Below are 22,199 nucleotides of genomic sequence, written 5' to 3'. Positions count from 1 at the left end.
GCCGTGGCGTTCGTCTTGTTGTCTTTATTCATTGATCAGCTCGATTCGGGTGTGGGCATCTCGATGCCGGGGACGCTAATGCTGTCGTCGCCGGGGTGGATACCTTCGGTGATATCACCCTCGTCGGTGAGGGTGGCGTTGCCGGTGCGGTTGTCGATGGTGGCGGAATAGGTGCCTTCGCGGGTGGCCACCACCACATAGGTGCTGGTCTGGCCGCGGGTGATGATCACATTGTCCTTGGGATGACCGTCGGTAACCGGACCTTTGAACACCTCCACGTTGTCGAGCTGGTTATGGGTAGAGGTGATCTTGGCGGTTACGGAACGGTTCAGTGCCGGAATCGGCAGAGTGACTTCCTGGCCTACGTGCATGGCATCCAGTAATTGGGGTGCTATGGAAATGCGGGTGGCCGGTATGCCGTTGACCTCGGTCGAGGGATCCTTCGTATCGACCTGCCAGAGTTCGGCGCGGGGCTGGCGAGGCGCGCGTTGGATCGGTTCTGGCAACGGCATGTTTGCGCTGCTGTTACCGCCGCTGCCGGCGGGCACGGGCGATGGGGTGGCGACCACCGGCCCCGGGCCGGGCGCTGATCCCGGCGCAGGCTTCATATTGCCAGGTGTTGGTGGCGGAGTCGACGCGGACTGACCCTTGGGCTGGGTTTGCGCCTGAGCCTCTGGAGAGGCTACTTCGCTTTGGGTCTGTGGGTAAATCAGCCAGGCCAGACCACCGGCTGTCGCCAGTAGCGTCATGATCATTAACTTAGTGTGTCGCATTTTACGTCCCTGTTCGACGAATTTCCCGGAAGTTCGGCACAATAGTGGTTGAACTTGGCCAATCGGGCCAGTGGCGAAAATTACTGAACGTTAATGGTTTTCAGAAGAGTGGGGGACAGCTTTCGGGAAAATTTTCCGATGCGCCAGCAGCATGCCCGGCACCGGATAGGTGAGAGCTTGAATTAAATGTCGTTAATTTCGAGTCAGTCGGCATCCCCAGCGCGTTTCGAAGTGTGACCGCTGTCACGCCATGCCCCGCCTATCACGTCTGACTAATGCGATAGGCGGAGGGCGTTATTCCGAAGCGCTTACGGAACGCGCGACTGAACTGGCTGGCATCGTTGAAACCGCAGTGCATGGCGATGGTGGTCACGGGCAAATCCGACTGGCGGAGTTCGTCCCTGGCGCGTGTCAGCCGCCGTTCTTGCAGGTACTGGTAGGGTGCGCAGCCGAAGCTGGCACGGAACAGGCGCGCAAAGTGATAGGGGCTGAGGTTGACCCAGCCGGCCAGCGTGGCCAGGTTGAGGGGCTGATCCAGCTGTGCTTCGATGCGCTCCTGTAGCAGCCGCCGATGTTTCGGGGCCAGGGTGCCGGCGACGGCAGGTGGCGGCCGGTCTATTGAGGCGTGGCGACTGACGATCTGGACCAGCAGCCAGTGGGTCAGATGATCTGCCGCCAGCGCTTGACCAGGCGCGTTCCAGTCGCCCATATCGATCAGCTTGCCCGCCTGGGCGATGATGTCGTCTTCCACCTGGTAGCGCTCGGCCAACTGGATATGGTCGGGCTCGCAATCCCAGGTCTGCTCGGCACAACGGCGCAGGTCCAGTTCGTTGAAATACAGGTGCACGAACTCGAAAGGACCGGCAATCTTCCACTGGGATTGGCTGCCGGCCGGAAACAGACAGACCGCGCCGGGGAAGCCCTGGCTCACCGCACGGCCGTTAACCTGTCGCGTCGTCTGTTCACCGCTGCGGGTGTAGATGCTCAGCGCATGGTGGCGCGGGCGTTCGTAACGGGCCTCGCCCAACTGGTTGTGCCAGAGGGCCAGGGCGCGGCCGCCATCCAGTTCCAGCACGCGCCGGGGCGCCGCTCCGGCCAGGCGCAGGGCGTCGACAATATCCCGGTTGTGTGGTGTCTGGGCGGTCTGGTGCACGGCTTTTCTCCAATCCAGCAGGAATCATCCAATGTCCCGCAAGATCTGACAAGCGTCAGGATGTGCCGGGGCGTATCCTGGCCTGCCTGATCCGGTATTTCAGAAGGAACATCGTTATGCCCATCGCCGCCCATTACGTCCTGACCGTGTTGATCTGGGGGCTGACCTGGACCGCTATCCGTCTGCAGGTGGAGGCGGCACCGGTGGATCTGTCCGTGTTCTACCGCTTTGTGCTTGCTGCGGCGACGGCGCTGTTGGTGCTGGCCGCCGTGCGGCGCCTGCCGAAGCTGACCCTGCGTCAACACGGGCTGCTGGTCCTCCAGGGCCTGACCCTCTACAGCATCAATTTCCTGTTGATCTACCGGGCGGCGGAATCCATGACATCCGGGTTGCTGGCGGTGGTATTTTCCCTGGCGGCACTGTTCAACGCCCTCAACGGCTGGCTGCTGATGCGCCTGGTGCCGAACCGGCGCATCTACCCGGCGGTGGCCCTGGGTGTCTCCGGCGTAGCCCTGCTGTTCTGGCACGATCTCAACCTGGGTAACGCCACACTCGCAGCTATCCTGTTTGCCCTCGGGGGTACCTACTGGTTCTCCCTGGGCAACCTGATCAGCCTGCGAGTGAGGGCGGCGGATATTCCGCTGCTGGCGGGCAATGCCTGGGCCATGTTCTACGGCGCAGTCGTGCTTGGGACCTGGTGCCTGAGCCAGGGTGTCGACTGGCATTTGCCGACCTCCCCGACCTTCTGGGGGGCGACCCTGTTCCTGGCGATCCCCGGCTCGACCATCGCCTTCTACAGCTACCTGACGGTCATCCGTGTCCTAGGCGCTGATCGCGCCGGCTACGCGACTGTGTTGTTCCCGGTGGTGGCGCTCACCGTGTCCACCTGGCTGGAAGGCTTCGAATGGACCGTGACCGCCATTTTCGGCGCGGTGCTCGCGTTACTAGGCAATTACGTGCTGTTTCGCAAGCCGCGCCATGCGCGAAACCCTGCACTGCACGGCCGGACCTAATCCGCGGCAAAAAAACGATTCATATGCCCTGCCACTTCCGCGGGCTTCTCCTCCTGCAGGAAATGGGCGGCATCCACCTCCTCGACCTGGACGCTCTCAAAGCAGTCTTCGATGTGATTGAGGTAGTCGGGAATGATTACCCGGTCCCGGTTGCCATAGATATATAAGCCCGGCATCGGCCACCGGTGATCGGCCATGCCGGCCCAGCGCTTGGCGTCCTCACGGAAGGTGCGGTAGTAGTTGGCGCCGCTCGCGGCGGTGCCCGGCAGGCTGTACATGCGCACGTACTCGTCGAAAGCATCCTGAGGGAAGCCATCCTTGCTCCAGGTGCGCAGGAAGTGACCCAGCCAGGCCGCCTCGTTGCCGGGGATCATGGCCTCGGGGAGGTCGGGCGTTTGCTGGAAATGCTGGTACCAGTAGGCGCTGCCACTGCCGGCGCGGACCTTTTCGATAACTTCCTTGTTGCCCTTGAGGTTGTTGATGATGGCGATGTTCATGATGACCAGCTTGTGCACGCGGTCGGGCACCGCCATTGCAATCTCCTGAGCCACGACCCCGCCCCAGTCATGCCCCACCAGGTAGAAATCGTCGATACCCAAGGCGTCGAGCATGGCGATGACGTCCAACGCCAGCTCCGCCTTGCGGTAGGGCGCGAGGCTTTCAGTTCGTTCGCTGTCGCCCAATCCGCGTAAGTCCGGGGCAATGATCCGCAGGCCACTATCCAGGTAGCCTGCCACCGCTTCCCAGCAATAGCTGCTCTCTGGCCAACCATGAACCATCACGACCGGGTAGCCCACCGAGTCGCCCCCTTCGCGCCAGGCGAAACGTCCGCGCGGGGTATCCAGGAATTTGGGTTGGCTGAGATTCATCCTGATCTCCTTGTGTGTTGTTCGTAGGGTGCGACCAGGCAGCTTCCCATAGCAACCAGCGGTTTGGCCAGGCGCTCGTCTCCTGATCGAACGATAACCTGTAGATCAGGTCATAGCCGCCTGGCAAAAAGGCTAGCGGAACTACGCATGGTGGGTCGTTTGCAACTAGGCTAGTGTCCCGTCTGGTTAATTCGTTGACCTACTGCGTGCCGCTGGCCGCTCTGGTCAAGGCGCCAGGCCGCAGGTGTGGTGGCTCCACATCAAGGACTGGCAACGCAGATCCAGAGCGGCCAGCGGCGCGCCCTTCGGGAGTGCCTGAACGCTTTGAGAACGGTGTTGCGCCAGCTCGATTTGGAACCACCAAACCTTCGCTGCCGCGCCTTGCACTCAAAGCGTTCAGACGCTCAGTAGGTCAGCGAATTAACCAGACGGGACACTCATCTCTGCGCCCGTTTCAGCGTACCGCCAATGCATTGATTTGCCGCAGGAGTATCATGCTGCATACCTTTTTTGCCACCTATCTGAGCAGTGCCATCCGCTTCCTGTTCCTGCTGGCGCCCTTCTTCGTGGTGACCATGTTCCTCGCCCTGACCCGCGGTGAGGATACTGCCCACAAGCACAAGGTCATCCAGCGTGCCTGTCTGTCGGCGCTGATCCTGGGGCTGGCGCTGTTTTTTGCCGGCCCCGTGCTGTTCAACGCTATCGGTATCACGTTGAACTCCTTTCGCATCGGTGCCGGTTCGTTGTTGTTCCTGACCGCAATCAGCCTGGTCAACAGTGGCACGCGCAACCACGCCACCAGCCTGCCCCAGGAAGATCGCGACGATATTGCGGTGGTTCCGTTGGCGATTCCCATCATCGTCGGCCCAGCCACCATCGGTGCCATCCTGGTCTACGGTGCTGAACTCAAGACCCTGCCGGAAATGGCCGGCGGCGTACTGGGGCTGATTACGGGGTTGCTGGCGCTGGCGACACTGCTCTATCTTTCCGGTTACCTGGAGCGGGCACTGGGCAAGACGGGGCTGAATATCATGTCCAAGATCAGCGGCCTGATTCTCTCGGCCATGGCGGCTGAGATCGTCATGTCGGGAATTGCCGGATTTATCAGCACTTCGGGGTTGGCGGCGGGATAATTGATGGTGGCGTTGCCTCGGGGGTGACGGTGTCCCGCCCTTCTGCGCTATGATCAGGAGTCCCCACTCAGCTGAGGGCGGATGGCCTATGGATCTCGACAATCCCGCTGCGATCCACCGCATGGTTCAGCTTTTCTATGCCAGCCTGCTGGATGATCCGGTGATGGAGCCGGTGTTCATGCAAGTGGCCGGTGTACACCTCGCCGAGCATCTGCCGATGATCGAAGGTTATTGGTGCAAGATGCTACTGGGCAAGGATACCTACCACCGCAATATGGTCTACCGTCACGAACGGGTGCACGACAAGTTTCCCCTGAGCCGGGAGCATTTCGAACTCTGGTTCGATCACTTCAATCATACGCTCGATCACTATTTCGAAGGCCCCTATACCGAGAAGGCCCGCAAACTGGCGCGGCGAATCCTGCGTAACCTCGCCCGCTGGCTGGCGGTAAGGGACGAGGAACTGGCCCAGGCCGTCAAGGACGTGGCTGATCAGCCTGCCAGACCAGGCTAGAGCGGTCAGGGTTCAGGCGGACAATCCGCATCCACCGGCGCCCAATGAGGCGGCTCGACGACACCCGGCATGTCGCCGGTGGAGGGTCGCGTGGCCCGGTAGATTTGGCCTTCATGGGTCACCCAGGCACCGACGCTGTAGGAATCCGAGAAGGTCCAGCTGGGAGCCGGCTTGCATTTGGTTTCCGAGGCCTTCACCTCACTCATGTCCTCAGACGCCTTGTCCGCCGGGAATAGCGGAACTGATTCGTCGCCGCGGCCGGACGTGTCGAGGCCAGGCTCGGTATCCATGGGCTCTTCCACTCGTGCGCAATCGGGAGGGGCATCCAACGCCTGCCAGGCGAACTCACCGCGACCTGGGCGGCGGCCTTCCTGCCATTCCCGCGCCACGTACCAGTTGTCGCCGTGGAAAACGATCTCACCGGCGTCGTAGTAGCGTCCCGGCAACCAGGCGTTGTCGTCCGGTGAGCAGGGTGTGCGCTGTGCCTGGGCTGTGGAGGTAAAGACGGTCAACAGGAGCAGTAGCAATAGTGCGGGGCGAAGCATTAGCGATGTCCGTTGGTCAATGGACGGGCGTTCCATGTGCCCGGTTCGAGGCTGCGTTGGCAGAAACGACAGACTGCCGGGGAATCGAGAGCGGATCAAGGCCCCATCATTGAACGCGAGTCCCTGTTACTGTTTTACATGCTGCCGGCTTCCCCTAATAGTAGTTTCAGGAGAGAGCAGGTATGCTGCCCGGCCCATCATCGGCGTGCCGATCCCGACACGCCCGCGGATATCGGAGGACGAGACATGCAAAACTGGCTGTTTCTGGCTGCTGCGATCTGCTTCGAAGTGGTGGCCACGTCCGCGCTCAAAGCCTCGGAGGGCTTCTCGAAATTCTGGCCGTCGGTACTTGTGGTCTGTGGTTACGCCCTGGCGTTCTATTTCCTGGCGCTGACATTGCGCACTATTCCCGTGGGTATCGCCTACGCTATCTGGGCCGGGGCTGGCGTGGCGTTGATTACTCTGATCGGTTGGCTGGTGTTCAACCAGACCCTGGACCTGGCGGCGATCATCGGCATCCTGTTCATCATTGCCGGGGTGATGATCCTCAACATCTTTTCCAAGGTATCGCCGCACTAGGCAAATACTGGCGGCGGTCCTAATCCTCCTGTAGCGCTTGCTCCGGTCCACGCGCCTCGGTGCCGATGTGATAGGCCGCAAAACCGGCCATGACCACTTGGTCGACCGCCATGCCGATGACCCGACCGTCCTGTTCAGCCTTGATAAGGTGCTGGGCGTTGGTGATGGGGTCGGTCACGACACCCAGTATTTCACCGGCGGCCACTTCCTGCCCCAGCTCTACATCGCTGACCAGAATGCCCCCATGGTTGGCGCGAATCCAGGTGGAGTTGTAGTAGACCGGCTCCGGTTTGCCCCAAACGAAGAGCCGCGACAGCATGCCCTGCTTCTCCAGCAGGCTATTTAGGCTGTTGACCCCGGCTTCGATCTGGTTTTCCTGGATGCGCAGCGATTCACCCGCCTCCATAGTAACGGTCACAACCCCGTGCTCGGTTGCGACGGTGCGCAACATGCCGGGGGAGCCCTCACTGTGGACCACTGCCATCTTGTCGAAACCTTCGGTCAGCCGAGCCACGTCTGTGTTGTGCATGTCCGCCCTGAGCTGGGGCAGGTTGCTGCGTTTGAGCGATCCGGTGTGGATATCCACCAGCATGTCGCAGTGCTTGATCACGTCGTTGAACAGGGAATAGGCGACGCGGGAGGCCAGGCTTCCCTGGGGGTCCCCGGGGAAGTTGCGGTTGAGGTCGCGCCGGTCCGGCAGGTAGCGTGAGCCGCGCTGGAAACCATGGACGTTGACGATGGGGACCCCGACGATGCGTCCGCTCAGTTCGTCCGCCTGTATGTCGTACATCACCCGGCGGATGATCTCGATGCCGTTGAGTTCGTCGCCGTGTACGGCGCCAGTCAGGCACAGGTTGGGCCCCGGTTGGGCGCCGTTGATCACCAGCACCGGTGTGGGCTGGTTGAGACCGGCCATGGAGGTATCGGGCGTCCACGACAGCCGGGTGGTGGTGCCGGGGCGTACCTCGGCACCGAGGATGACGAGCGGCTCGGCTTTAGGCGCCGGTTCAGGTGGCGCCTCGCCTTGAACCGTGCCTTCGGTTGTCGGCTCTGCTGATGTGGTCGGTGCCGGGGTTTGTTCTTCCTGATCGGTTTGCGGTGATTCGGGAGAGGTTGAAGGTGCCTGGGACTCAGGGGATGTCGTCGCCGTCTCTTCGGGGCTCTTAGGCGCGGGCGAAGCGCTGTCATCGGGCCCGGGTACCGTTTTCGCGGCTTCCTTCGTGGCATCGGCCGCCGGCGGTGTTGGCTGCGGCGGTGGCGTGACTTCCTTCAGGTCGACGTTGGGCGCTACCCGGGTAGCCTGTTCGGAAGACGCTTTATCCGGCGTGGGCTCTGCAGTGCCGCCTGCCGTGGTTTCGGGGCCAGTATTTTGAGCGCTCCCGTCGGCTGCCGGAATAGCCTGGCTCGCCTCGATATCCTCGACGCTTTCGTCTTCGGACAACTCCACCGGATGCGGTTGCGAATCCATGGGTTCTTCCCCATAGGCAGGGAAACACAGGAAAACCAAGGTAAACAGCGACATCCAGGGTGCGGGGCGGGGCGAGAGACAGCGATCACGCATTATGAAACAGGCTCTATACCGATGAGATGAATGACTCGCCCATTCTGCCTGTGGCGTTCCGGCGAGGCCATTAAGAAACCGTTGGGTTGCGATGGCGCCATGTCCGATAGATTAGGCTGCCGTAAACCAACAGATTAAATGTAGTTACACCGGCGCCCAAAAACATTTGGACGCCGCGGGTCAGCCCCGGCGGGTAGATCAGGGGCAGGAGATAGTGAGCAATGAAACCGCCCTCGTAGCCGGCGTCGCCTGCCATATGGCGGAGCTGGATCTCCAACGGCGTAAGCGGGCAAAGCCAGCCATTGAGCATCACCAACGCCGCCCAGGCGACCGCTGGCAGGTGCAGCCATAGGCACCAGCGGCGCCAGAAAACAGCCAGCCCGCCGAGCACGGCGAACAGGATAAACAGCAGGTGCAGGACCAGAACGGCGTCCGCTGCGATGCGCCAGAGCATAGGAAGACCACTACGTGGGAACTTAATCAAAGATTCCCTGGATGCCGGAACGAAAAAGGCCGGTCTAAGGGACCGGCCTTCCATCATGCCTCAGTAAGGCCTCAGACATGCAACCCATTAGCGTGTCTGGATGTTGCCTTCCTGATCGGAGATCACGATCTCCACCCGGCGGTTTTGCTGACGACCACTCGAAGTCTCGTTGCTCGCCACCGGATATTGCTCGCCAAAGCCCTGCAGCTCGACCCGCGAGGGTTCGATGCCTTCGAGCATCAGCGCATTACGTACGGCTTCGGCTCGACGCTCGGAAAGTTGCTGGTTGTAATCCTCTGCGCCGGTACTGTCGGTATAGCCTTCGACGCGGACGCGACGTTCAGGATACTCTTTCATGAACTCGGCCAAGCGTTCAACGGTACGCTGCCCAGAAGGCTTGAGTTCGGACTTGTTGAGATCGAAGAGTACGTCGCCGAGGGTAAGGACCATGCCGCGCTCGGTCTGCTTGGCCTGCAGCGCTTCCATTTCCTGGCGCAGCCGCTCGGCTTCGGACTGGGCCTGTTGCGCCTTCATGGTTTGCGCCTGCAGCCGCAGTTGCTCGCGCTGCTGTTCGGCATTGGTGATCTCCTCCTGCAAACGCGCACGCTCGCCCTGCTGGCTGGCGATTTCCACATGACGATTGGCCAGGTAGGCGGCGTGTTCGACCCGGACACTATCCGCGTCCTCCTCAAGTAATTCTTCGGCATGCCGGAGGGCTTGTTCCGCATCCCGCAGCTGCGTGGACCCTGCCCGCGCTACATAGGGATCATCCTCAATAGCCTGGTAGCCGGCCCGCGCATCCTCGACCTTGGGATTCGTCGGCGTTCCGGCACAGGCTGTCAAAAGGGCGGACAGGCCGAGTGCGGTACCTGACATCAATATCCGTTTAGTCATCGTAACCTCCTGTCCGCTTACTGTTGCTCGATCGAGTTGAGCTGCTGACGCAACTGTTCGATGCTCTGGTTTACTTCCTCTACGGCGTTACGGGCCTTTGCCGTTTCCGACCGGGCGCCGGCCAGCTGGGCATCGACCTGAGCCTGCTCGAGCATGCGCTCGGCTTCCTGGTAGTCTTCCTGGTCGATCAGTTGGCGGGCGTCGGCAACTTTATTCTGCGCACGGTTGAGGAGGACCGGTTCGAAATCACGGGCGTCCGCAGCTTCTGCCTGCCGGACAGACTCCTCAGCAGCGTTGAGATCCTGATGGGGCACCGTCCCCTTGCTGGCACAGGCGGCCATCAGGGTGGTCAGTCCGAATACGAGGGCGATTCGGCCTGCTTTATCGTACCTGATCATGCACCTTCTCCTTATGTGTGCGGTTGCTTCTCTTCCAGGTTTTATCATTCGTCGAAGAACCCGTGTCCCCGGGCCTTATTCATTCGGGGTCTACGTCTAAAAATAGCATCTGGGTTTGCTCCCTGTATGAAATGTGTGCAACCTGCCATGACAGGTCGTTGTGGACTATTCGTCGTTTGAGCCAGAAATAACTTTAATATCAGTACTTTGATTAACGATTTATTATTTACGAGATGGTCATTAAATTTACGCGATAGTGGCGCGATCTCGGTAAATAGAGGAGGCGGATATGTTTGAAATCACACGAAATGATGTGGCGATCCGCTGTGTCCAGGGAGACATTACCCGGCAGTCGGATCTGGATGTCGTCGTAAACGCGGCCAATGCGGAACTTCGAACCGGTGGTGGTGTGGCCGGCGCCATTCATCGGGCGGCCGGGCCGGAGCTGGACGAAGCCTGCCGGTCGCTGGCCCCGATTCGCCCAGGTGACGCAGTCATTACGGAGGGCTATGGCTTACCCAATGCCCGGATCATCCATTGCCTGGGACCGGTCTACGGCTCTGACGAACCGGCCAACCAACTCCTGGCCAATTGCTACCGGAATGCGGTGGAGCTGGCCGAGCAACAGGGGCTGGCGAGCATCGGTTTCCCAGCGCTGTCCACCGGTGCTTTCGGCTACCCGATGGAGGACGCTGCGGAGGTGGCTTTTGCCACCCTGTTGGCCATCGTGCCCAAGTTGGAGAACGTGCGACATATCCGTTTCGTGCTGTTCAGCGACGCGGATGCGGATCTACACGCCCAGGTGCTCAAGCGTATTGCCGGAGGTTGATCGTGGCTACGCGATCCACACCCAGTGATTTTCCTCACGCTGGGCGCGGCCGTCTTTCTCCAGTTTTAACAGGTGGGCCAGCAGCGAGCGGGCGGCGATGCGGTGCAGGGATGGGTCGGCATCGGCATAGGCTTCGGTGACCAGGTTCTCCAATATCGCCGGGCCCAGTTTCTGCAGCGCCGCGATGACCTTGCGCTCCCGCGAAAGCCGGTGAGTGACCAGATAGTCCACCACCATCTGCGGATAGCCCATCAGGAATCCGTGGCCGGGCGCAATCCAGTCGATCTCTTCCTCCAGCAGGCAATTGAGCGAGTCCAGGTAAGCCTTCATATCGCCGTCCGGCGGATTAATCACCACGGTAGAGCCCTGCATGATGTGGTCGCCGGAGAACAGCATGTGCTCGCCCTCATGCAGGAAGCAGAGGTGATTCGACGCATGCCCCGGGGTGTGGAGGATCTTCACTTGGGTTTGTTCCAGGGCGATGGTCTCTCCATTGACCGGGCGGTGATCTGGCGTAAAGGTCATGTCCTGCAGCCCGTCTTCCGGAGGCGCCAGGCCAATAGTCATGGCGCCGGTGGCTGCGCGCAGCGGACCGATTCCGGGGCTGTGGTCGCCGTGAGTGTGGGTCGCTAGGATATAGCGCAGGTGGCCTCCGGTTTTGTCGAGGATCCGCTGCAAGTGCTCGTCATGTTCTGGACCGGGGTCGATCACCAGGTGGCCGGCCGGATCCTCGATCAGGTAGGTGTTGGTGCCCGGTCCGGTCATGACACTGGGGTTGGGGACCGTCAGGCGCCAGACTCGCTCGGCCAGTTGGACCCATTCCCCCGGTTCGATCTCCGCGTTCGCCGTACCCCAACCGTGGGGATCGAGCTTGCGCGCTTCCTGGTAGGCCGGTTGACCCGGATTGAGCTGGACGATCTCTCCATTACGCCGGGCCGGCCAGGTTTCGGTGGGGAAACTTTGGGGCTTGGCACGAGCTGCGCTGCCTAGGGCCTCCGTCAGCGTGCCATAGCGTGCGAGGCGACGCAGCACCGTCAGGGTTGGCGCGCCAAACAGCCGCTCGCCGGCCCGGTGTTCTTCCAACGCCGCCTGGGGGCTGAGCCAGCAATGGTCGATGGTCTCTTCGCCGTCGTGGCGGGCGATCTGGCCGGACGGCGCCTCGGCGACGAAAAACCGCGTATCGAAACGGCGTGGCGGGCCGGGTGGGGTAATCCAGTGATCGATGTAGGCCAGGCGATCCAGCGGCAGGCGCAAGCGGTGCTCCCGGCAGAGCGCCAGCAGGTCCAGTTCGCCCCCGGTCAGACGTTCGCGGGCGTCGTTGAAGGCCGGGTGCTGCGCGCTTAACGGGTGACCATCGTGATCCTGGGCGAGCAGCAGACCGGCTTCCTCGAAGCATTCGCGGATGGCTGCGGTGAGGTACCCCAAGCCGCCAGCGTCGAGGTTGAGCATGGCGCTGGCGGAGGTATCGTCGTGGCCGTGCAGGTGGGGGAGCAGGTCGGCGTGCTGGTCGCCTTCGTCCACGGCCCCGCCGGGAAAAACGTAGAAGCCGGGCAGGAAAACGGCCTGATGGCTGCGCTGGAGCATCAGGACTTCGAAGCCGGTATTCGATTCGCGAAGCAGGGCAAGTGTGGAGGCAGGACGTGGTTGCATGGTTGTTGTCATCCGCACGATTTCTCCAGGTTCCTTAGCGCCCTACGATAACGTGTCGCCTGGACCATTGCGACTGCGTTCGCAAGTCGATCCGGGTACACTTGCGCCTCCCTGCAATGACGATAGAGCGACGTGTTATGGCCCGAATCAAGCTGTCCTTTCCGGACGATGTGTTTGTCTTTTCCACGGAAATGCCGGTGCGCATTACCGATATCAATGGCGCGAACCATCTCGGCAACGATGCGCTGATTTCCATGCTGTCCGAGGCCCGGGCCCAGTTGCTGGTGAAGTACGGTGTGCAGGAGACGGATCGCGATGGCGTTGGCATCATCGTCACGGATCTGGCGACCATGTATCAGTCCGAGTCCTTCTTTCCGGAAGTGCTACGTTTCGAGATCGGACTGACGGATTTCAACAAGTACGGCGGGGACTTCGTGTTCCGGGTAACCAAGGCGGATTCCGGGCAGCCGGTGGCTTTGGCTAAGTATGGGTTTGTTTTCTTCAACTATATCGAGAAGAAAGTGGTTCCGATGCCGGAGGCGTTTCGGGCCCGGTTTTCTTAATTAGTTTGATTGCTAGTCTTTGGGGTGGGAAGCGGACGGCCACCGTTGCTTACGTCGCCAAGGATGGCCCTCCATGGCGAACCGGGACGTCCGTGTCCCTACTCCAGCAACGATGTCCGTCCGCTTCCGGCAGGCCTCGAGGTGATCTCTTATAAAGCTGACTGGGTTTGTTGTAGCTTGGTCATACCTTGTCGATAGAACAGGTAGGCCTGCAAGCCGGCACACAGATTCCCGATCAATGCGCCAGTAAGGAGTCCGTTGATCCCCCCAATCTGCGCACCCAGCCACAGGAACGGCAGGAAGCAGAGGAACAGCCGCAGGATGGAAATCAGCAGCGCCCGCAGGGAAAGTCCCAACGCATTGCACACAGACACCATCAGCATGCAGACCCCCAGGCCGCTATAGCTCAGCGGCACCCTCACCAAATAGCTGTGCAGGATATCGGTGACGGCCTGATCCGACGTGAACAGTTCCGACACGAATCCGGACAGCGCCAGCCAGATCACACCGATGGCCAACTGCCAGATCACCACGAAACGCACGCCAATGCGGACCAATGCCTTGATTCGGCCGATATCTCCCGCGCCGAGCATGCGGCCGATCATGGGGGGCATGGACATGGTCAGTGCCAGTACCACGACGATGGAGAAGAACTCGAGTCTCGTGCCCAGCCCCCAGGCGCCGACGGCGGCGGTGCCGAAGCCTGCGACAAGCGCGGTGGCCAGGCTGGCGGCCAACGGCGGCATTAGTTGGCTAAGCATGGCAGGACCCATAATGCCGCTTAGCTGGCGGACGGCCCTCGCCAGGGCCAGTTGTGCCAGATCGAAGCGCAACCACCCACGCCGGATCAGCTTGGGATAGATCACCAGGCAGCCAGTGCCGAAGGCGGTGACGGTGGCTAAAGCGGCGCCAGGCAGGCCCCAGCCGAAGACGAAAATGTAGAGTGGGTCCAGTGCGATGTTGAGCAGGCTGGTGAAGACCATCATGTAGCCGGGAAGCTTGGTGTCGCCGTGGGAGCGGCTGACGGAGTAGCCGAAGTAGAGCATTGCGCCGAGCCAGGCGGCGCCCAGCCAGGGTACCCAGTAGGCGGAAATGAGAGGTAGCAGGACGTCGTCGGCCCCCAGCAGGTCCATGATCAGTCCCCGGCAGAACCAGAGGAGGGTAACGAGGGCCAGCACCAGCGTTCCGCCGATAAAGACCACCAGCCCGCCCAGTCGCTCGGCGCGGGTCACATCTTCAGCGCCCAGGGTGCGGGAGATAATGGCGGTAGTGGCGATGCCCAGGCCCACCTGGAGGCCGATGATCAACTGCTGCATGGGTACGGTGAAGCCCAGGGCGGCCAGGGGGTCGCGACCGAGCTGGCCGATAAAGATGCTGTCCGCCAACTGGAAACTCATCAGGGACAGCACGCCGAACAGCATGGGCCAGGTCATGGCCAGCAGTTGGCGGCTTAGGGGGCGTGAGTTATCAACCAGGGGTGTCACTGTCGGATGTACCGCGGTTATCGGGCAAATTCAGGCGGGCTGGTATGGGAAGGTCGGTCCGCCGGGAACGCCCCCGACGGACACTGTAAAACCGGATCAGGGGGCCAGCAGGATCAGAGCGCGGCCAGGGCTGCGTCGTAGTCCGGCTCTTCCTTAATCTCGTTGACCAGTTGGCTGTGGATCACCTTATTGTCCTCGTCCAGCACCACTACGGCGCGGGCACAAAGACCGCGCAGCGGGCCACTTTCGATAGCGACGCCGTAGTCCTTGCGGAAGCTGTCGTCACGGAAGGTGGACAGGGTAACCACATCCTTCAGACCTTCGGCGCCACAGAAGCGACCCGCTGCGAACGGCAGGTCTGCGGAGATAACCAGCACCACGGTGTTATCGAGGCTACCGGCCTTTTCGTTGAACTTGCGGGTGGATGCGGCGCATACACCGGTATCGACGCTGGGCACGATGTTCAGGATCTTACGCTTGCCGCTCCAGGCGGTGAGGGGCGTGTCTTCCAGGCCGATATTGGTCAGCGTGAAGTTGGGCGCGGTGTCGCCCTTGGCCGGGAAGGTGCCGTTTACGTCGATGGGATTGCCGTCGAGAGTGACTTTGCTCATGGTGTGCTCCTTGTCATATCAGTCGAGAGATCCAGAAGGATACCCTTGTGAGGCGTCGATTGGATGCTACGACTTTCGGGTAACCCGCTGACGGGAATTGGAGAAGTGTAGACGCACTTTGCCAAAAGTGTGGAGAAATGCCCAGACCGACGTACGGACACCGGCAGCGGTCAACCGTGGCTGGCGGCCGCTCCGAAACCGGGTGCCGTATGACGCGCAGTACGCAGCAGGTAGGCGATCCCTGCCGCCAGGGCACAGCTGGCGATGATCGTTGCCATCACCTGGCTGGTGCCATTGTGCAGGTGTCCCACTAGCACTCCGGCGCCCGCGGCGGATGCCATCTGGATAAAGCCGAACATCGCTGAGGCCGAGCCAGCCATGTGGGGGAAGGGTGCCAGTGCGCCAGCCATGGTTTGTGGCAGCACCATCCCTACGCCGATCATGAATACCGCCTGCGGCAGGATCACGGCGGCCTTGGTGAAGACCTCCGACCAAGCCAGTGTCGCCATCAGCAGCCCACCTACCACGCTCACCATCAAACCTACTCGTAACAGCTGGTCTGGAGTAAGCCGGCGTCCCATTCGCGCAGCCAGGAAACTGCCAGTCATGAAGCCGAAGACCATGACGGAAAAATAGGCGCCGAACGCAGTCGGGCTTATACCCAGGAAATCGATCAGTACGAAAGAAGCCCCGGAGAGAAAGGCGAACAGGCCAGAGAAGATCAACGCATTGATCAGCGCATAGCCCTGGAAGGAACGATCGCACAATACCGTCCAATAGTTGCGTGCGAGTGAAGCCGGACGCAAGCTTTGCCGGTAATGGGGTTTCAGCGGTTCGGGCAGGCCGAAAGCAATCACCGCGCTGACCACCAGCGCATAGCCGCCCAGGCTAAGAAAGATGGCGGGCCAGCCGAAGCCGGCCAGTAGGGCACCGCCCACGGTAGGCGCGATGGCCGGGGCAATTGCCATGATCGCGGCCAGGATCGCCATGATACGTCCCGCATCCTGCGGGTTGTGGATGTCACGCACTGCCGCCCGGCCCAGGACCGGTCCCGCCGAGCCGCCCAGAGCCTGCAGGAAACGACAGTACACCAGCGTTTCAATATTTTCCGCCAACGCACAACCCACACTGGCCAGAGCAAATAGCACCAAGCCGCCGAGCATGATCGGCTTACGGCCGAAAGGGTCCGCCAGGGGGCCGCAAACCAGTTGGGCCAGGGCGAAACCGATCATGTAGATGCTGAGGGTGAGCTGAACCTGGCCTGTGTCTGCGGCAAAGGCATCGCCCAGCTCCGGCAGGGCTGGCAGGTACATATCAGTCGCCAGCGGACCGAGCGCGACGGCAGCGGCCAATAGGGCGGTTGTGGACAGGCTGGCGAGTTGCAGCATGGCTGCGGGGCTCCAAACAGGCTTCAATTTCGGTCGGGGATTAAAACCGGTGCCCCCAGCATACGCAGGCCACGGAGCAAGATAACCGCCATGCCGTTCATTCGATCCATGAACAAATGTGATGAATCAGTCGATCTGACTGGCGACCTGCAGGAGTTGGTTGCGAATCCAACGGTGTGCCGGATCCTGTTGGTAGCGTTGGTGCCACAGCAGGTACAGGGTGAAGGGGCGATGCGGGAACGGCAGCGGCGCCTGGGCAAACTCGCGCATCATGCCCCGATGCAGTCGTGCCGGGGCACTGGCCAGCCAGGGCGAGCCGCGCAGGAAGGCCGGCATACCGGCGAAGTTGGATACGGTGACCGCCGCGTCACGCTGGATGCCCTGGGCAGCCAGATTGTCGTCCAGCCCAAGGCGCTCGCCGGTGGCGAAAACGATGGAAATGTGTCGGCTGGCGAGGTAGCTCGTCAGGTCGTTCGGGGCTTCGCGGCAGGTCGGGTCGTAGAACACCACCATGCGATCGTCCAGCAGGCGCTGTTGCATGATATCGCTGGCGGGGGGTGGATGCGGGGAGATAATCAGGTCGCACAGGTCCCGTCGCAAGCGGTCCGGGGTCGGAATGCCGGAGGGCACCACATGCAGGCGAATGCCCGGCGCCTCCTCGCGAAGGACGGCCGCCAGGCCCGGTAGAAGCAATTCCCGTTGGTAGTCATTGGCGGCGATGGTCAGTGTCATCGCTGTTTGTGCCGGTGAAAACGGCGGGCCCAGGGCGAGGCCACGCAGCTCGGTCAGGATCTGCCGCAGGTGTGGCCCGGTCTGGACGGCATAGCTGGTCGGGGTAATTCCGCGGCCCGCCTTGACGAACAGCGGGTCGCCCAAGGCCTGGCGTAGCCGGTCCAGGGTGTGGCTGACGGCAGACTGACTGACGCCCAGCTTGATCGCAGCGGCCGACACGCTGCCTTCGTCCAGCACCGCCAGGAAAACGGAGAGGGAGCGGATGTCGAGGTTGAATCTATCGATCGGGTTCATGAATCGCAGTGTAAGGCGATTCATCGGCGCCAGCCAGCGCGGCCTGCATGAACTGGGTGAGGGTATCGGCCACCACGTCGAAGTAGGGATTGTAGGTGAGACGGCTGGTAGGGACCTCCAGCGCGCCGGGATGCCAGGCACCGAACCAGAGGTCGTCCTCGGCCAGGGCTTCGCAGTCCTGCAGCGTCAGGCCGTTGGGTTCGAGACAGCGGTTGAGCGGGCCATTGATGCCGTAGAGCGGGTTATCCGGCGCGATATTGAGCGACATATGGGACAACTCCAGCACACGCGCCTCTGGCAGGTAGCTGTTCAGGGACCGGATGCGCGGATCGTTGAGCAGCTCCGGCAAGGTTTCACGGGTATCGCGAAACACTAACATGCGGCTGGCCGGGTGCTCGAAACGGAACTTGAACTGTTGAGCCAGGAAAGGCAGGTTGATGACAGAGTCCGCCTCGGTGGCCACCAGCATCAGGGGTAGGTCGATCTGTTCCCGCGCGGAAAGGATGGCCTGTACGCCGGCCCGTACATCCGCCACCTGGGCGGCGGCGTTGATCGCCAGGGATTCGTATTTCACCGGGTTCAGCTCCGGCTCTTCCTCCACGAAATCCCGGAACCAGGCGGCATAGGGGGCGAGCCAGAGGTAATCCCTCAGGCCGTTCAGTTCCCAGGCCGGTGCCACCGCCAGTAGCCCGGCCGGCGCCGGCTGATCAGGATCGAGTGCCCGCTCGGTCGCCAGCGCGCCACCCAGCGAGAATCCGCCGATAAAGGCATGATCGACGGTCTCCCGCAGGGCGGCGAAGTGGGCGTCCACCTGCGCCCGCCAGACGTCTGCCTCGGCATCGACCAGATCGCCGGGCCGGGTGCCGTGACCCTGCAGAAGCAGGGTCCGTACCCGCACGCAGCGGGCAGCGAGCGTATTCGCCAGGTCGCGAAACATATAGGGCGAATCGCTCAAGCCGTGGACCAGGAGTATCCCCACGGACTCGCTGTCAGCATTGCAGGTTGTCGCCGGCGGAATCTCGTACGGCATATTCCAGGCCACCTGGTCCTCGAGGGGAAAACCGTCGATGGCGACGCGGTATTGTTCCAGGTGGTTGCGCACTTGACGGGCATATTCGTCGAAATCGCCGACCGGTTGGGCCTGCAACTGTTGCGGTGCCGGCTCATAGCGCGACGATGACGCGGCGCAGCCGGAAAGCCAGAGGCCGGCCAGGATGATCAAGGTAAAACGAAGGAGTTTGGAGTCTGCAGCCACTGTTGTTAGAACGTCCTTTCGACCAGAATGGAGTGCACGGCACCTATACGCATGTTTTTATTGGTCCGGATGACCTACAGGGAGTTCCAATGAAAATCCATCTTGCTTTCGATGTCTACGGTACGCTCGTAGATCCGCAGGGAATGGTTGATCACCTCAGGGCCGACGCCGGTGAGCAGGCGGACCAGGTGAGTCAGCTGTGGCGCCAGAAGCAGCTGGAGTTCGCCTTTCGCCGGGGACTGATGCGAATGTACGAGGATTTCGGCATCTGCACCCGCCAGGCCTTGCGCTATGCGATGGCCAGTTACGGTTTCGATCTGGAGCCGGCGCGGGAAGAGGATCTGATGCAGGCTTACCTGTCACTACCGGCGTTCGCCGATGCCGGTCCTGCGCTGGCGAGTCTCAACGGCTATCACCCATGCTACGCCTTCTCCAATGGCAGCCACCCGGCACTGGAAAAGGTGCTCGGCCATAACCGGTTGCTGGAATACCTCGACGGCCTGGTCTCTGTCGACGACATCAAGAGCTTTAAGCCGGATCCGGCGGTCTACGCCCATGCCCGTCGAGCTACGGGCGCCATGGACGAGCCTCTTTGCCTGATTTCCAGCAACGGCTGGGATGTGATCGGTGCCCGCGCGTCGGGGCTCATGGCAATCTGGGTCCAGCGCGACCCGGTCACCGTGTTCGAGGATTGGGGCCTAGCCCCGACAGCCATTATCCGCAGTCTGCAGGAATTACCGGACACGCTGGCCCGCTTTGACTGAAGAGGCCGTTCGGTTCGCTGGCTATATTGATCCAGTCCGCCGTGCCACCGGGCATTTTGGCGAGCCACTTGTTATGATGTCGGCGGTTTCCCATTGCCCGGAGATGGACAAAAACAATGCTGAGTTTCCTGCCCGCGCCCGTTGTGGGCGTGATCGCATCGATCCTGCTTGCCCTCAATACCCTGTTCTGGTGCGTGCTGCTGTATATCCCCGCACTGCTGAAGCTGATTCCCATCAAGCCCTGGCAGGGCCTGTGTACCCGTCTGATCATCCAGATTTCGGAAGCCTGGGTGGCGTGTAACACCGGCTGGATGAAATTGACCCAGAAGACCCGCTGGGACGTGGAAGGCGCCGAAAAGTTGCGCCGTAAAGGGTGGTACCTAGTGCTCAGTAATCACCAGAGCTGGGTGGATATCTTTGCCATGCAGCGGGTGTTCAACCGTCGCGCCCCGTTCCTCAAGTTCTTCATCAAGAAGGAACTGATCTGGGTACCGGTGATCGGCCTCGCCTGGTGGGGGCTGGATTTCCCGTTCATGAAGCGCTACACCCGGGAGTACCTGATCAAGCATCCCGAGAAGCGCGGCCAGGATATGGAATCCACCCGCAAGGCTTGTGAGAAGTTCCGCTTTGCGCCAGTGTCCGTGATGAATTTCGTCGAGGGCACCCGCTATACCCCGATCAAACACACCAAGCAAAAATCGCCCTACAAGCACCTGCTCACCCCCAAGGCGGGTGGTGCCGCGTTTGTTCTGGATGCGATGGGCGATGCCATCGAGACCTTGGTGGATGTCACCATCGCCTATCCTGGCGGCTCGCCCAGTTTCTGGGATTTCCTCTGTGGCCGGGTACCCGAGGTGCGCATGCGCATCGACACCGTGCCGGTTCCGGCTCATCTCAAGGGCCGTAACTACACGGAAGAGGCGGAATACAGGAAGGAAATGAAGGCCTGGCTGGGCAGTATCTGGTCGGAGAAGGACGTCATGTTGGACGGGCTGATGACGGAGCGGTAGTCGAATGCTGGGTGAGCCGTGGCTATCATTTCCTGTAGTTACGTGCCTGGTTTGATGCGGTTCGCAGGCTCACCGTGAGGCTTGCCGAACCGCAGGGGCCACAGGCTTTTCCGATCGATACCTTTCTGTACCGTCAAACCTCGTCTGTCGCGGCGGGCTGTAGCAAGCCGCTCGCCGGCACATGCGCCAACAGCTCCTCCACCGGCTTGGGCCGACTGAACAGGAAGCCCTGGCCGAAATGGGCGCCCATACCCAATAGGCACCCCAGTTCCGGTTCCGTTTCGATACCCTCGGCCACCACGTCCAGGGACAGGCGTTCGCACAGGGTCAGGATCATCTCCAGGATAGCGCGCTTTTCGCCGTCGTGGTCCAGGCCCGAGACCAGGCTACGGTCAATCTTGAGCTGGTCTAACGGCAGGTTGCGGATGTAGGCCAATGACGAGTAGCCGGAACCAAAGTCGTCCAGGGCGATGGCGACGCCGTGCTTGCGCAACTTGTGGATCAGGTGGATGGCGACGTTGGGATCGGCCATCACTGCCGTTTCCGTCAGCTCGATCTTCAGTCGATGGGGCGGCACTTTTTCCCAGTGCAGGATTTGCAGGATCTGGTCCGCCAGACTCGGATCATGCAGCTGGGTAGGGGAGAGGTTCACGCTCAGGCTGAAATCATTGCCGTAGCGTTCCTGCAAACGCTCATCCCGTAGCAGTGGAAGCGACTGGCGCATCATCTGGTCGCTCATGGGGCGAATGAGCCCGGTACGCTCGGCGACGGGCACGAACACCGAAGGAGAAATCAGGCCCCGTTCGGGATGGTTGATGCGGGCCAGTACCTCGAAACCGGTAACCTCGCCGCGCTGCAGGTCCACCAGGGGTTGCAGGTACGTCTCCAACCAACCGCGACGTAAGGCCGAGCGGATCGTCTGTTCCATATCGAGCCGACCGTGGCGTTGGGCGCGCATGGTGTCTTCGAACAGTACGAAGCTGCCCGTGCCCTTGCTCCGGGATTCACCCAGCGCTGCCCGGGCGGCCTGGATCAGGCTGAGGGACGTGTCCGGTCCATCCTCCCGGGCGCGTGCCGCAGCGGCGACTGCCGAAAGCCATACCTGGCGTTCTCCAAGACTGAACGGGTCGTCCAGGGCATTCATGATCTGTTGGGCGCGCAGGCGTAGCTTGGGTTCGCTATCCAGAGGAACGACAAAGGCGAGGGTGTCGTCGGGCAGGCTGGCGATCATTTCATTGGGGGCCAGGGTGCGCTGCAGACGTTGGCGCAAGGCCATCTTGAGCTGACGGGTTTCGCGGGCGTCGAGGGTCTCGGCTACCAGGGTCCGATTGGGAATGCTAAGCAGGATCAATGACAGTATGGGAGGACCGGCGGTTTTCAGATGGCGATCGAGTTGTTCTTCAAGGTAGTCGGCATTGGCAAAGCCGGTATCAATATCGACATACTTCTGTTCGTGCAGGGCCTGATCCAGTAACGCCAACATGTGGTGGACCGAGTCCAGCAGGTGCTGCACATCAGGGTCCCGGGAATCGGAAGTAACGCCGACGCTGTCTCCGCGAGCCAGTCGCTCGCGAAGCTGGAGGGTCAGGGCATTTACACTCTGACGGAAATCGTTATCGATCTCCCTGGTCTCGCTTTCCCTTTCCCTGGTCCCACGTTCCGTGGACTCATTTTCCCTGGACACTGATACCACCCGTCACTGG

Annotated in this window: 23 protein-coding genes; 8 read left to right on the top strand and 15 right to left on the bottom strand. The window is 61.3% G+C overall.

The window, feature by feature from the left end; translation table 11 throughout:
- Positions 1 to 35: 35 nt before the first annotated feature.
- Both bamI and RE428_RS23690 read right to left on the bottom strand, forming a co-directional pair.
- Positions 36 to 773 carry a biofilm-associated metzincin protease inhibitor BamI gene (bamI, locus tag RE428_RS23695; RefSeq protein WP_154660730.1) on the bottom strand — a complete coding sequence of 246 codons (738 nt, stop codon included), beginning with the start codon at positions 771 to 773 and terminating at the stop codon, positions 36 to 38.
- Positions 774 to 1,035: 262 nt separating this feature from the next.
- A complete protein-coding gene (locus RE428_RS23690) occupies positions 1,036 to 1,926 on the bottom strand; it encodes an AraC family transcriptional regulator (RefSeq protein WP_004579678.1) in 891 nt (296 codons plus the stop codon).
- A gap of 116 nt (positions 1,927 to 2,042) precedes the next feature.
- Here RE428_RS23690 and RE428_RS23685 point away from each other — a divergent pair, with 116 nt between their 5' ends.
- Positions 2,043 to 2,939, top strand: a complete 897-nt coding sequence (locus RE428_RS23685) for a DMT family transporter (RefSeq protein ID WP_004579679.1) — start codon at positions 2,043 to 2,045, stop codon at positions 2,937 to 2,939.
- Here the strand turns inward: RE428_RS23685 and RE428_RS23680 are convergent.
- A complete protein-coding gene (locus tag RE428_RS23680) occupies positions 2,936 to 3,808 on the bottom strand; it encodes an alpha/beta fold hydrolase (protein ID WP_004579680.1) in 873 nt (290 codons plus the stop codon). The two genes, RE428_RS23685 and RE428_RS23680, sit on opposite strands and share 4 nt — an antisense overlap.
- Positions 3,809 to 4,302: 494 nt before the next feature.
- Between RE428_RS23680 and RE428_RS23675 the strand changes: the two genes are divergently transcribed.
- On the top strand, positions 4,303 to 4,941 hold the full coding sequence (locus tag RE428_RS23675; protein WP_004579681.1) for a MarC family protein: 639 nt from the start codon (positions 4,303 to 4,305) through the stop codon (positions 4,939 to 4,941).
- An 88-nt stretch (positions 4,942 to 5,029) separates the two neighbouring features.
- On the top strand, positions 5,030 to 5,455 hold the full coding sequence (locus tag RE428_RS23670) for a group III truncated hemoglobin (RefSeq protein WP_004579682.1): 426 nt from the start codon (positions 5,030 to 5,032) through the stop codon (positions 5,453 to 5,455).
- 5 nt (positions 5,456 to 5,460) lie between these two features.
- Here RE428_RS23670 and RE428_RS23665 read toward each other — a convergent pair whose 3' ends face one another.
- Positions 5,461 to 6,000, bottom strand: coding sequence for a hypothetical protein (locus RE428_RS23665; protein ID WP_004579683.1), 540 nt, complete (start codon positions 5,998 to 6,000; stop codon positions 5,461 to 5,463).
- Positions 6,001 to 6,246: 246 nt separating this feature from the next.
- Between RE428_RS23665 and RE428_RS23660 the strand changes: the two genes are divergently transcribed.
- Entirely contained in the window at positions 6,247 to 6,579 is a 333-nt protein-coding gene (locus tag RE428_RS23660; RefSeq protein WP_004579684.1) for a DMT family transporter, read from the top strand.
- A gap of 19 nt (positions 6,580 to 6,598) precedes the next feature.
- Here RE428_RS23660 and RE428_RS23655 read toward each other — a convergent pair whose 3' ends face one another.
- The 4 genes from RE428_RS23655 to RE428_RS23640 form a co-directional block, all read right to left on the bottom strand.
- Entirely contained in the window at positions 6,599 to 8,047 is a 1,449-nt protein-coding gene (locus RE428_RS23655; RefSeq protein ID WP_004579685.1) for a succinylglutamate desuccinylase/aspartoacylase domain-containing protein, read from the bottom strand.
- A gap of 163 nt (positions 8,048 to 8,210) precedes the next feature.
- Entirely contained in the window at positions 8,211 to 8,594 is a 384-nt protein-coding gene (locus RE428_RS23650; protein ID WP_004579686.1) for a DUF2784 domain-containing protein, read from the bottom strand.
- Between the two features lie 117 nt (positions 8,595 to 8,711).
- Positions 8,712 to 9,518 (bottom strand): OmpA family protein, encoded by an 807-nt coding sequence (locus RE428_RS23645; protein ID WP_004579687.1) that lies wholly within the window; start codon positions 9,516 to 9,518, stop codon positions 8,712 to 8,714.
- A 17-nt stretch (positions 9,519 to 9,535) separates the two neighbouring features.
- On the bottom strand, positions 9,536 to 9,916 hold the full coding sequence (locus RE428_RS23640; RefSeq protein ID WP_004579688.1) for a DUF4398 domain-containing protein: 381 nt from the start codon (positions 9,914 to 9,916) through the stop codon (positions 9,536 to 9,538).
- Between the two features lie 289 nt (positions 9,917 to 10,205).
- On the opposite strand from RE428_RS23640, the gene RE428_RS23635 reads away from it, so the two are divergent.
- On the top strand, positions 10,206 to 10,745 hold the full coding sequence (locus RE428_RS23635) for a macro domain-containing protein (RefSeq protein WP_004579689.1): 540 nt from the start codon (positions 10,206 to 10,208) through the stop codon (positions 10,743 to 10,745).
- A 6-nt stretch (positions 10,746 to 10,751) separates the two neighbouring features.
- Here RE428_RS23635 and RE428_RS23630 read toward each other — a convergent pair whose 3' ends face one another.
- Positions 10,752 to 12,395 carry an MBL fold metallo-hydrolase gene (locus tag RE428_RS23630; RefSeq protein WP_040882340.1) on the bottom strand — a complete coding sequence of 548 codons (1,644 nt, stop codon included), beginning with the start codon at positions 12,393 to 12,395 and terminating at the stop codon, positions 10,752 to 10,754.
- A 137-nt stretch (positions 12,396 to 12,532) separates the two neighbouring features.
- Between RE428_RS23630 and RE428_RS23625 the strand changes: the two genes are divergently transcribed.
- On the top strand, positions 12,533 to 12,958 hold the full coding sequence (locus tag RE428_RS23625; RefSeq protein WP_004579691.1) for a thioesterase family protein: 426 nt from the start codon (positions 12,533 to 12,535) through the stop codon (positions 12,956 to 12,958).
- 149 nt (positions 12,959 to 13,107) lie between these two features.
- On the opposite strand, the gene RE428_RS23620 is transcribed toward RE428_RS23625, so the two are convergent.
- From RE428_RS23620 to RE428_RS23600, 5 genes are all read right to left on the bottom strand, one after another.
- Positions 13,108 to 14,391: an MATE family efflux transporter gene (locus RE428_RS23620; RefSeq protein WP_051079758.1), complete on the bottom strand. Its 1,284-nt coding sequence runs from the start codon at positions 14,389 to 14,391 to the stop codon at positions 13,108 to 13,110.
- A gap of 164 nt (positions 14,392 to 14,555) precedes the next feature.
- A complete protein-coding gene (tpx, locus tag RE428_RS23615; protein WP_004579693.1) occupies positions 14,556 to 15,053 on the bottom strand; it encodes a thiol peroxidase in 498 nt (165 codons plus the stop codon).
- A 170-nt stretch (positions 15,054 to 15,223) separates the two neighbouring features.
- On the bottom strand, positions 15,224 to 16,441 hold the full coding sequence (locus tag RE428_RS23610) for a multidrug effflux MFS transporter (RefSeq protein ID WP_004579694.1): 1,218 nt from the start codon (positions 16,439 to 16,441) through the stop codon (positions 15,224 to 15,226).
- A gap of 126 nt (positions 16,442 to 16,567) precedes the next feature.
- Positions 16,568 to 17,467: a LysR family transcriptional regulator gene (locus tag RE428_RS23605; protein ID WP_004579695.1), complete on the bottom strand. Its 900-nt coding sequence runs from the start codon at positions 17,465 to 17,467 to the stop codon at positions 16,568 to 16,570.
- On the bottom strand, positions 17,451 to 18,722 hold the full coding sequence (locus RE428_RS23600; RefSeq protein WP_004579696.1) for an alpha/beta hydrolase: 1,272 nt from the start codon (positions 18,720 to 18,722) through the stop codon (positions 17,451 to 17,453). Before RE428_RS23600 ends, RE428_RS23605 begins: the two co-directional genes overlap by 17 nt.
- Before the next feature lie 89 nt (positions 18,723 to 18,811).
- On the opposite strand from RE428_RS23600, the gene RE428_RS23595 reads away from it, so the two are divergent.
- Together RE428_RS23595 and RE428_RS23590 are read left to right on the top strand one after the other, a co-directional pair.
- Positions 18,812 to 19,486 (top strand): haloacid dehalogenase type II, encoded by a 675-nt coding sequence (locus tag RE428_RS23595; protein WP_004579697.1) that lies wholly within the window; start codon positions 18,812 to 18,814, stop codon positions 19,484 to 19,486.
- 116 nt (positions 19,487 to 19,602) lie between these two features.
- Positions 19,603 to 20,496, top strand: a complete 894-nt coding sequence (locus RE428_RS23590) for an acyltransferase (RefSeq protein WP_004579698.1) — start codon at positions 19,603 to 19,605, stop codon at positions 20,494 to 20,496.
- A 133-nt stretch (positions 20,497 to 20,629) separates the two neighbouring features.
- Here RE428_RS23590 and RE428_RS23585 read toward each other — a convergent pair whose 3' ends face one another.
- On the bottom strand, positions 20,630 to 22,180 hold the full coding sequence (locus RE428_RS23585) for a putative bifunctional diguanylate cyclase/phosphodiesterase (protein ID WP_004579699.1): 1,551 nt from the start codon (positions 22,178 to 22,180) through the stop codon (positions 20,630 to 20,632).
- Positions 22,181 to 22,199: the final 19 nt, after the last annotated feature.

It is taken from the genome of Marinobacter nanhaiticus D15-8W (assembly GCF_036511935.1).
Lineage (GTDB): Bacteria > Pseudomonadota > Gammaproteobacteria > Pseudomonadales > Oleiphilaceae > Marinobacter_A > Marinobacter_A nanhaiticus.
This window is presented reverse-complemented; position numbering and strand designations above follow the sequence as displayed.